This is a genomic window from Streptomyces sp., from assembly GCF_019510245.1.
Classification (GTDB): domain Bacteria; phylum Actinomycetota; class Actinomycetes; order Streptomycetales; family Streptomycetaceae; genus Streptomyces.
On sequence record NZ_JAEKKT010000059.1, the window covers coordinates 23,329 to 31,513 of the forward strand.

The 8,185-nt window shown below is 71.1% G+C and carries 6 protein-coding genes; 1 reads left to right on the plus strand and 5 read right to left on the minus strand.

Annotation, left to right across the window (positions count from 1 at the left end):
* The first annotated feature begins 29 nt into the window (after positions 1-29).
* Complete coding sequence (locus JF597_RS02965; protein ID WP_293988256.1) at positions 30-2,231, plus strand: serine/threonine-protein kinase; 2,202 nt, start codon at positions 30-32, stop codon at positions 2,229-2,231.
* A gap of 128 nt (positions 2,232-2,359) precedes the next feature.
* Here the strand turns inward: JF597_RS02965 and JF597_RS02970 are convergent, their stop codons facing one another.
* The 5 genes from JF597_RS02970 to JF597_RS02990 form a co-directional block, all read right to left on the minus strand.
* Positions 2,360-2,941 carry an ATP/GTP-binding protein gene (locus JF597_RS02970; RefSeq protein ID WP_046729246.1) on the minus strand — a complete coding sequence of 194 codons (582 nt, stop codon included), beginning with the start codon at positions 2,939-2,941 and terminating at the stop codon, positions 2,360-2,362.
* The gene (locus JF597_RS02975) at positions 2,922-3,491 is read right to left on the minus strand and encodes a DUF742 domain-containing protein (RefSeq protein ID WP_293988269.1); all 570 of its coding nucleotides are present in this window, start codon (positions 3,489-3,491) and stop codon (positions 2,922-2,924) included. The genes JF597_RS02970 and JF597_RS02975 overlap by 20 nt, the downstream gene beginning before the upstream one ends.
* Positions 3,492-3,587: 96 nt before the next feature.
* On the minus strand, positions 3,588-4,001 hold the full coding sequence (locus JF597_RS02980) for a roadblock/LC7 domain-containing protein (RefSeq protein WP_033321188.1): 414 nt from the start codon (positions 3,999-4,001) through the stop codon (positions 3,588-3,590).
* Between the two features lie 10 nt (positions 4,002-4,011).
* Positions 4,012-7,278 (minus strand): nitrate- and nitrite sensing domain-containing protein, encoded by a 3,267-nt coding sequence (locus JF597_RS02985; protein ID WP_293988289.1) that lies wholly within the window; start codon positions 7,276-7,278, stop codon positions 4,012-4,014.
* A 392-nt stretch (positions 7,279-7,670) separates the two neighbouring features.
* On the minus strand, positions 7,671-8,185 hold a 515-nt coding region (locus tag JF597_RS02990), incomplete at its 5' end, for an ATP/GTP-binding protein (protein WP_293988292.1).

Below are 8,185 nucleotides of genomic sequence, written 5' to 3' on the forward strand. Positions count from 1 at the left end.
TGGTACCCGTGTGGCTGAGGGGCGGCGCGATGGGCAGACGGGAAGCTCCGGTTCCGGACGGTCCCTTGAAGGACTTCGCCGAGGGACTGCGGGAGCTGCGGGCGCAGGCGCCCGGCCCGCCCACCTACCGGGAACTGGCCGCCCGCGCCCGCTATTCGTCCTCCGCGCTGTCGGACGCCGCGTCCGGACGCAGGCTGCCCTCGTGGGAGGTCACCGCGGCGTTCGTGACCGCCTGCGGCGGGGACGTGCGGCGCTGGCAGGAGCGCTGGCGGCAACTGGACATCCGGCTGCGCGGACACGACCCGGCGCTCCTGCCGGACATCGGTACCACCGACATCGGTACGACCGACATCGGTACGACCGAGACCGGTACGACCGAGACCGGTACGACCGAGACCGGTACGACCGACAACGGCACCGACGTCGTCACGGCCGATCCCCCGGAAGCCGGCCCGGAAGCCGGCCCCGAAGCCTCGGCAGCCGTCCCCGCGCCCGCCCCGGCCCCCTCCGTTCCGCCCGTCACCCCGCTTGCCCCCTCCGACCCCGTGAAGGCCGGTCCGTACCGGCTGCTGGGGCGGCTGGGGGCCGGTTCGATGGGGGTGGTGTACCTGGGGGTGTCCCGGGCCGGGCGGCCGGTGGCCGTGAAGGTGGTGCGGGCGGACCTGGCCGAGGACCCGCACTTCCGGGAGCGGTTCACCGCGGAGGTGGCGGCCGCCCGCCGGGTGTCGGGACCGTACACCGCTGCCGTGCTGGAGGCAGACACCGCGGCCGAACGGCCCTGGCTGGCCACCGAGTACCTGCCCGGTCCGACCGTGGCGGAGGCCGTACGGTCCGCGGGCCCGCTGCCCGCCGCCGTCGTGCTGGGCCTGGCCGCCGGTGTCGCCGAGGCCCTGGCCGCCATCCACGGCGCCGGAGTGCTGCACCGCGACCTGACGCCCGGCAACGTCGTCCTGGACGACGCCGGCCCCAAGGTCGTCGACTTCGGGGTGGCCCGTGCCGCGGACGCCGCCCGGCTGACCCGGACCGGTGTCCGTGTGGGCACGGTGCCGTTCATGGCGCCCGAGCAGGCCGACGGGCGGGAGGTCACCGCGGCCTCGGACGTCTTCGCCCTGGGCTGTGTGCTCGCCTACGCGGCCACCGGCGTCCCGCCGTTCGGCGACGGCACCAGCGGTGAGGTGCTGTACCGCATCGCGCACGCAGATCCCGACCCCGCCGCCCTCGACTGCGGGGACGACCGGCTGCGGCAGCTCGTCGGGCGCTGCCTGGACAAGGACCCCGGGCGCCGCCCGACGCCCGAGGAGATCGTCACGCTGTGCGGGGCGGACCGCCCGGAGGAGCTGGCCTGGCTGCCCACGGCCGCCGCCTCCCGGTTGGCCGCCCGGCGCAGGGAGGTCGACGACACCCTCGCCAGGGCCGCCACCCGCCGTACCGTGGTCCGCGTCCGGCTCACCGCCGTACCGCTCGTCCTCGCCACGGGCATCGCCGTCGCCGTGGCCCTGACCGCAGGCCGCTCCGGAACCTCCACGCTCACCCTCACCCCACCGGAGACGGGCGGCCCCACGGCTGCGGGCTCGGCCCCGGCGACGGCCGCCATGAGCCCGTCCGGCACCCCCTCACCCGGCGCCCGGCACTCGGCCGCTGCCGGCCGGTCGGCCTCCGGGGCCGCCCTGTCGGGCCGGGGCGCCGCCGCTACCCGGACGCCGTCGCCCTCCCCGAGCGCCCGGGGCGGAGGCGCCGGCCGGACCCCGAAGGTCACCTGGACCGGCTACGCGGGCACCGACTGCGCCTCCGCGGGCGCGGCACAGACCAGCTTCAACGCCAAGGAGGGAGCCTGGAAGGAGACCACGGGCGGTGCCTATCAGGACGGCTGCGGCGCCGCCAGGTACATCAACCTCTACGACGACCACGACGACGGCTGGAACGCCAACGCCGACTGGGTCTTCACCCCCGGCACCAAGGTCGACGCGTGCACCTTCCGCATCCACGTGGCGACAGGCACCTGGGCCACCGCGGCCCACTACAAGGTCTACGACGTGGACAGCACCGTCGAGGGCCAGGCCGACTACGCATACGCCTTCACCGTCGACCAGCACGCCTACGACGCGGGCGGCTGGTACACCACCCGCAGCTTCCCCTTCCACACCGGCACCATCGACCTCGCCCTGACCAACACGGGCCCCACCGGAGGCCGGGGCGTGGTCGCCGACATGGTGACGGCGAACTGTTCCTGAAAACACCAAGGGCCCCTTCCGAGAAGGGGCCCCGAAAGCGCCCCCTCAGGGGCGCGAGGAACTGCGCGATCAACCACGAACCACCCGCAGTCGGCGTACTGCCAGCCGCGGCTGGCCCGTAGCCGAACCTAACGAAGCCGAGCCATGAGAGCGTGCTCCACCAGAGTGATCAGCGCCGACTTCGCATCGGCACGATGCCGGGCGTCCGTCGTGATGATCGGCGTGTCCGGCCCGATCTGCAGCGCCTCGCGGACCTCTTCGGGGTTGTACGGCTGGTTGCCGTCGAAGCCGTTGAGGGCGATGACGAACGGCAGGCCCGAGTTCTCGAAGTAGTCGACCGCGGGGAAGCAGTCGGCGAGGCGCCGGGTGTCGACCAGGACGATCGCGCCGATGGCGCCTCGTACCAGGTCGTCCCACATGAACCAGAAGCGGTCCTGACCGGGGGTGCCGAACAGGTACAGGATCAGGTCCTGGTCCAGGGTGATGCGGCCGAAGTCCATGGCGACCGTCGTGGTCGTCTTGTCCCCGGTGTGGGTGAGGTCGTCGATGCCGGCAGACGCGGACGTCATCACGGCCTCTGTGCGCAGCGGGTTGATCTCCGAGACGGCGCCGACGAACGTGGTCTTGCCCACGCCGAAGCCGCCCGCCACCACGATCTTCGCGGAGGTGGTGGAGCGGGAAGGACCGCCGCTAGAGCTTGCGAAGTCCACTGAGCACCCTTTCGAGCAGTGTCACGTCTGGCTGGCCACCGGCGTTCTCGTCGCCGCCGGGCTGATGGATGGCGACCAGGCCCGCCTCCGCCAAGTCGGCGACGAGGATCCTGGCCACGCCGAGAGGGATCGACAGCAGGGCCGAGACTTCGGCCACCGACTTGATCTCCCGGCAGAGGTTGCAGATCCGCTGATGCTCGGGCAGCTGGCCCTGCATCTGGTGCGGCTGCGCGGTGGTGTGCACCAGCGCCTCGATGGCGAGCTGGTACCGCGGGCGGGTGCGGCCGCCGGTCATGGCGTACGGACGCACCAGGGGGTTGTGGGCCCCCGAGGCCGGCGCCGACTCGGGACGGCGCTGCGGCTGCACCGGCTGGATGCGCGGCGCCGGCGGCTGGTCGTACGGCGAGGGACCGGGGCCCTGCGGGGCGTACGGCTGCCGGTGGCTCGGCGTGGAGGGGAAGTTGTACCGGTTCCCGGAACCGTCGCCCTGGCCCTGCGCAGGCCCGTACGACCAGTTGCCGTTATTAGAACCGCCTGGGGGTGTTGCCACTTTCTCTCCTCCTCCGACCGTGCCGGGCACCCAACCTTGTGGAGCCGCGTCCCGAAACCTTACGGCCCCGGGACGCGAAAACGCACCGTCTGACTATTAGTTGAGAAGGCTTCCCTGGAGTTCCGCACGCAGATCCGGGGTAAGAACCGTGCCCGCACGGTCCACCAAAAGGGCCATCTCGTACCCAACCAGACCGATGTCGGCCTCCGGGTGGGCCAGGACCGCCAGCGACGAACCATCGGAAATGGACATGATGAACAGGAACCCCCGCTCCATCTCCACAACCGTCTGATTCACGCTGCCGCCCTCGAAGATCCGGGAGGCGCCTGCCGTCAGAGACGTCAGACCGGAGGCGACGGCCGCGAGCTGGTCGGCGCGGTCGCGGGGGAAGCCTTCGGACATCGCCAGAAGGAGTCCGTCGGCGGAGACCACCACCGTGTGGGACACCCCCGGGGTGTTGTCCACGAAGTTGGTGATCAACCAGTTCAGGTTCTGTGCCGCCTGGCTCATCGGGCTCACACTAACGCTCCTGGTTGTAGGTGCTGTCAGGACCGAAGCCCTGGCCGTTCGTTTCACTGCCTGCGCTGCGTCCGCGCTGGACGCCCCGACGCAGGTTGCTCAGCCTGCCCCGGACGTCCTCCGGGGCGCGGGAGACCTGCGGGCCTCCCTGAGGGGTGCTCGCGGCGGCTCCCTCGACCAGGTTGGCCTTGGGGACCCGCCTCGGCAGGCCGGAGGAGGTGACCCCGCCCGCCTTGGGCTTGCGCAGCGCCGAGGCCTGCTGCCAGCGCTCGTCGTTCTGCGAACGCCAGGAGTTGTCGCCGGCCGGCTCGGGAGCCGAGGCGGCCGGGGGCGGAGCCGCCGGTGCCGCGGCCGGAGCCTGCTGCATGGGACCCGCGCCGTTGGAACCGCCCGCGCCGCCGCCGGAGCCCCGGCGGGGCAGCCCGGCGTCGGTCAGCCGGTGGTTGTTGGAGGGGGCCGTTCCCGGACGGTCGAAGCCTACGTGGTTCCGCTCGTCCACGTCACCGGCCTGCACCGACTCCGCTTCCGGAGCGTACTGGGCCGGGTAGCCGTTCGTGTAACCGTCCTGCTGCGGCCAGTCGTCCTGGTAGGGCTGCTCGCCGAAAGCCGGGAACGCCTCCGCGGCGGCGGCCTGCGCGGCCGCGGGCTCCTCCTGGGCCTGCTCCGGATAAGCGGGCTCCGGGTAGCCGCCGTTGACGGAGAACGCGTCGGGGGAGAACGCGTCGTTCTGCGGCAGGCCGCCGTTCGGCGCGTAGTACTGCTCCTCGTACGTGCCCTGCGGCTGCTCCTGGTACGCCGGCCGCCCGTCGTAGCCCGTGGGCTGCTCCTGGAAGCCCGTACCGTTCGTGTCGTAGCCCTGCCCGCCGGCGTCGAACTCGTCGGTGTACGCCGGGATCTCGGCGGTCTCCTGCGGCCCCTGTGCGGCCTGCGGGGGCTGCGCCTGGGCCTCCAGGGCTGCACGGCGCTCCTCGCGCATCAGCGAGCGGCCCACGGGGTCCAGGTCGCGGATGTCGTCGGGGACCTCGATGTAGCGGCTGTCGTCGAAGCCGAGCTCGGCCGCCGTACGCATCGGCTGGAGCTGCGGCTGGTTGAAGTTCTCGGCCTGGAACTGCTGCTCCGGGATGATCTGCGAGACCGTGAAATCGTCGCGCTCCAGCGGCTGTTCGCCGCCACCGCCGTGCGTGATCGCGTCCGGCAGCATGACCAGCGAGGTGGTGCCGGCCTGCTCGCCGGAGGGCCGCAGCTGGACCCGGATGCCGTGCCGGTCGGAGAGCCGGCCGACCACGAAGAGGCCCATGCGCTGCGAGATCGCGGCGTCCACGGTCGGCGGGTTGGCCAGCTTGTGGTTGATGTCCGCGAAGTCCTCGGCGGTGAGGCCGATGCCCTTGTCGTGGATCTCGATCATGATGCGGCCGTCGGGGAGACGGGTCGCGGTGACGCGGACCTTGGTCTGCGGCGAGGAGAACGTGGTGGCGTTCTCCAGGAGCTCGGCGAGCAGGTGCACGAGGTCGGTGACCGCGCGGCCGTGGATCTCGGCCTCCGGGACGCCGGAGAGCTCGATGCGCTCGTACTGCTCCACCTCGGAGGAGGCGGCGCGCAGGACGTCGACCAGCGGGACCGGCTGGTCCCAGCGGCGGCCGGGCTCCTCGCCGGCGAGGACCAGGAGGTTCTCGCCGTTGCGGCGCATACGGGTCGCGAGGTGGTCCAGCTTGAAGAGGTTCTCCAGCTGGTCCGGGTCGGCCTCGTTGTTCTCCAGGTCGGTGATCAGGGTCAGCTGGCCCTCGATCAGCGACTGGTTGCGGCGCGAGAGGTTGGTGAAGATCGCGTTGATGTTGCCCCGCAGCAGAGCCTGCTCGGCGGCGAGCCGCACGGCCTCGCGGTGGACCTGGTCGAAGGCGCGGGCGACTTCGCCGATCTCGTCGGTCGAGGTGATCGGGATCGGCGCGACCCGGGTGTCGACCCGGCCGGGGTCGGTCCGCGAGAGCTGGTCGACCAGCATCGGCAGGCGCTGCTCGGCGATGCCGAAGGCGGCGTTGCGCAGCTGGCGCATCGAGCGGGACATCTGGCGGGCCACCATGCCGGCCAGGATGAACGCGGCGAGCAGCGCGACCATGACCGCGGCACCGGTGATGAACGCGTCCGTCTTCGCGTTGTCCGCGATGTCTGAGGCCTCGCCCACCGCCTTGTCGGCCATGTCCGACTCGATCGTGCGGTAGGCGCCGTACTTGAGGGTGTTGACCGTCCACCAGTTCTCGGCGGTGATGCCCTGGGTGGCCAGCGCCTGGCGGGTGCTCGGGTCGGTGTCCTTGAGCGTCGCCAGCGCCGAGACCATCGCGTTGGAGCCGGACGGCGGGGGCACGTAGTTCGGGTCCTTGGCCTTGGCCTGCTGGGCCAGCGCCACGCCGTCGGTCTTGATCTTCTTCTCGAGGTCGGTCAGCTTCTGCGCGTCCGCCTCGGTGCCACCGCCGACGTACTCCTCGACGGCGATGCCCTCCAGGTAGGCGTACGAGGAGAGGGCGACCCGCTGGCTGGCCAGGTTGCCGGCGTCCGGGCCGGGCTTGACCAGCAGGTGCATGCCGATCGACCGCTCCAGCGACAGGGCCGCCTTGGTGAGCGAGATGGCGTAGACGGTACGGCCGTAGGAGGTGATGTTTCCGGTGCCCAGACCGAGCTCGTTGGCGAACTCCATCAGCGGGTGGGCGACCGCGACGTACCCCTCTTCGGTCTTCACACCGGGGAGCTTGCTGGTGTACGAGGCGGCACGCAGGGTCGTGAGCTGGGGCTCGGCCTCGCGGAACAGCTTCAGGCGGCGCTCCAGGCCCGGCTTCTGCGGCATGTTCTGCGCGGCCGCGTCGAAGGCGTCGGCGGCCTTGTCGGTCGCGGCGCGGGCCTGGGTGACGGTCGCCTTGTCCTTGTCCAGGAGCAACGGTGCCGCGCTGACGTCACGCTCGTTGTAGAGGGCGTCGGCGTAGGTCAGGGCCGCACGGACCAGGCGCGCGGTGTTCTCCGCGTCGCGGGCGTCCTGCCAGGTGCTGATCGAGCTCTTCACCTGGAAGCCGCCCATCACCAGGCCGACGGCCACGGGTATGAGCAGGATCGCGTTCAGCCTGGTCGGCACGCGCCAGTTCCGCGGGGAGAAACGGCCGCCGCTCTTCGCGGGCGCGGCCGGTGGTTCCGCGGCTGGCACAGGGGTGGGCGCCGCAGCGCGCGGCGGCGGGGTGAAGTTGCCCCGTGCCGACGGCTCGGGACCGTTCTTGCTTCGCCTCACTCGACCAACAACCTCTCGGCGGCGGGCACCTGTCGTTGTGCCGCAGTCTCTCAGAGCCCGGTGTGTCTCAGACCACTACTCAGTACGTCTTTGACTAATGGGCAGTTCAGGCATTCCAGCACGGGGGCCGGTGCACTTCCAAACAGTCCATCGGGGCAGAGCGTACGGATGTAAGCCCCAGATAAAACGGTCATAAAGAGCGAGCCCCGCCAAAAGGCGGGGCCGTTGTGAGCGCAGCGGCACCGCGCGACCGCGACGCGTGGCGATACCACTGGATTCCTCTGCCGAAACGTTATGAACACCGGAGCCGACCGTGTCAAAGGCCACAGTCGGCTCCGGTTTCCTTACGGCAACTGCCGTACACGACGTCGGATTTGGGTACGGCCCCAGGGCTAGCGCAGGCGCGCCATGAGGGCGTGCTCCACCAGCGTGATCAGCGCGCTCTTCGCGTCGGCGCGGTGCCGGGCGTCGGTCGTGATGATCGGCGCGTCCGGTCCGATCTGCAGTGCCTCACGCACCTCTTCGGGTGTGTAGGGCTGGTGTCCGTCGAAGCCGTTGAGGGCTATGACGAACGGCAGACCGCTGTTCTCGAAGTAGTCCACGGCCGGAAAGCAGTCGGCGAGGCGCCGGGTGTCCACGAGCACCACCGCGCCGATCGCACCGCGCACCAGGTCGTCCCACATGAACCAGAACCGGTCCTGACCGGGCGTGCCGAACAGGTACAGGATCAGGTCCTGGTCCAGCGTGATACGGCCGAAGTCCATGGCCACCGTGGTGGTGGTCTTGTCCCCGGTGTGCGTCAGGTCGTCGATGCCCGCCGACGCGGACGTCATCACGGCCTCGGTGCGCAGCGGGTTGATCTCGGAGACGGCACCCACGAACGTGGTCTTGCCGACGCCGAAACCAC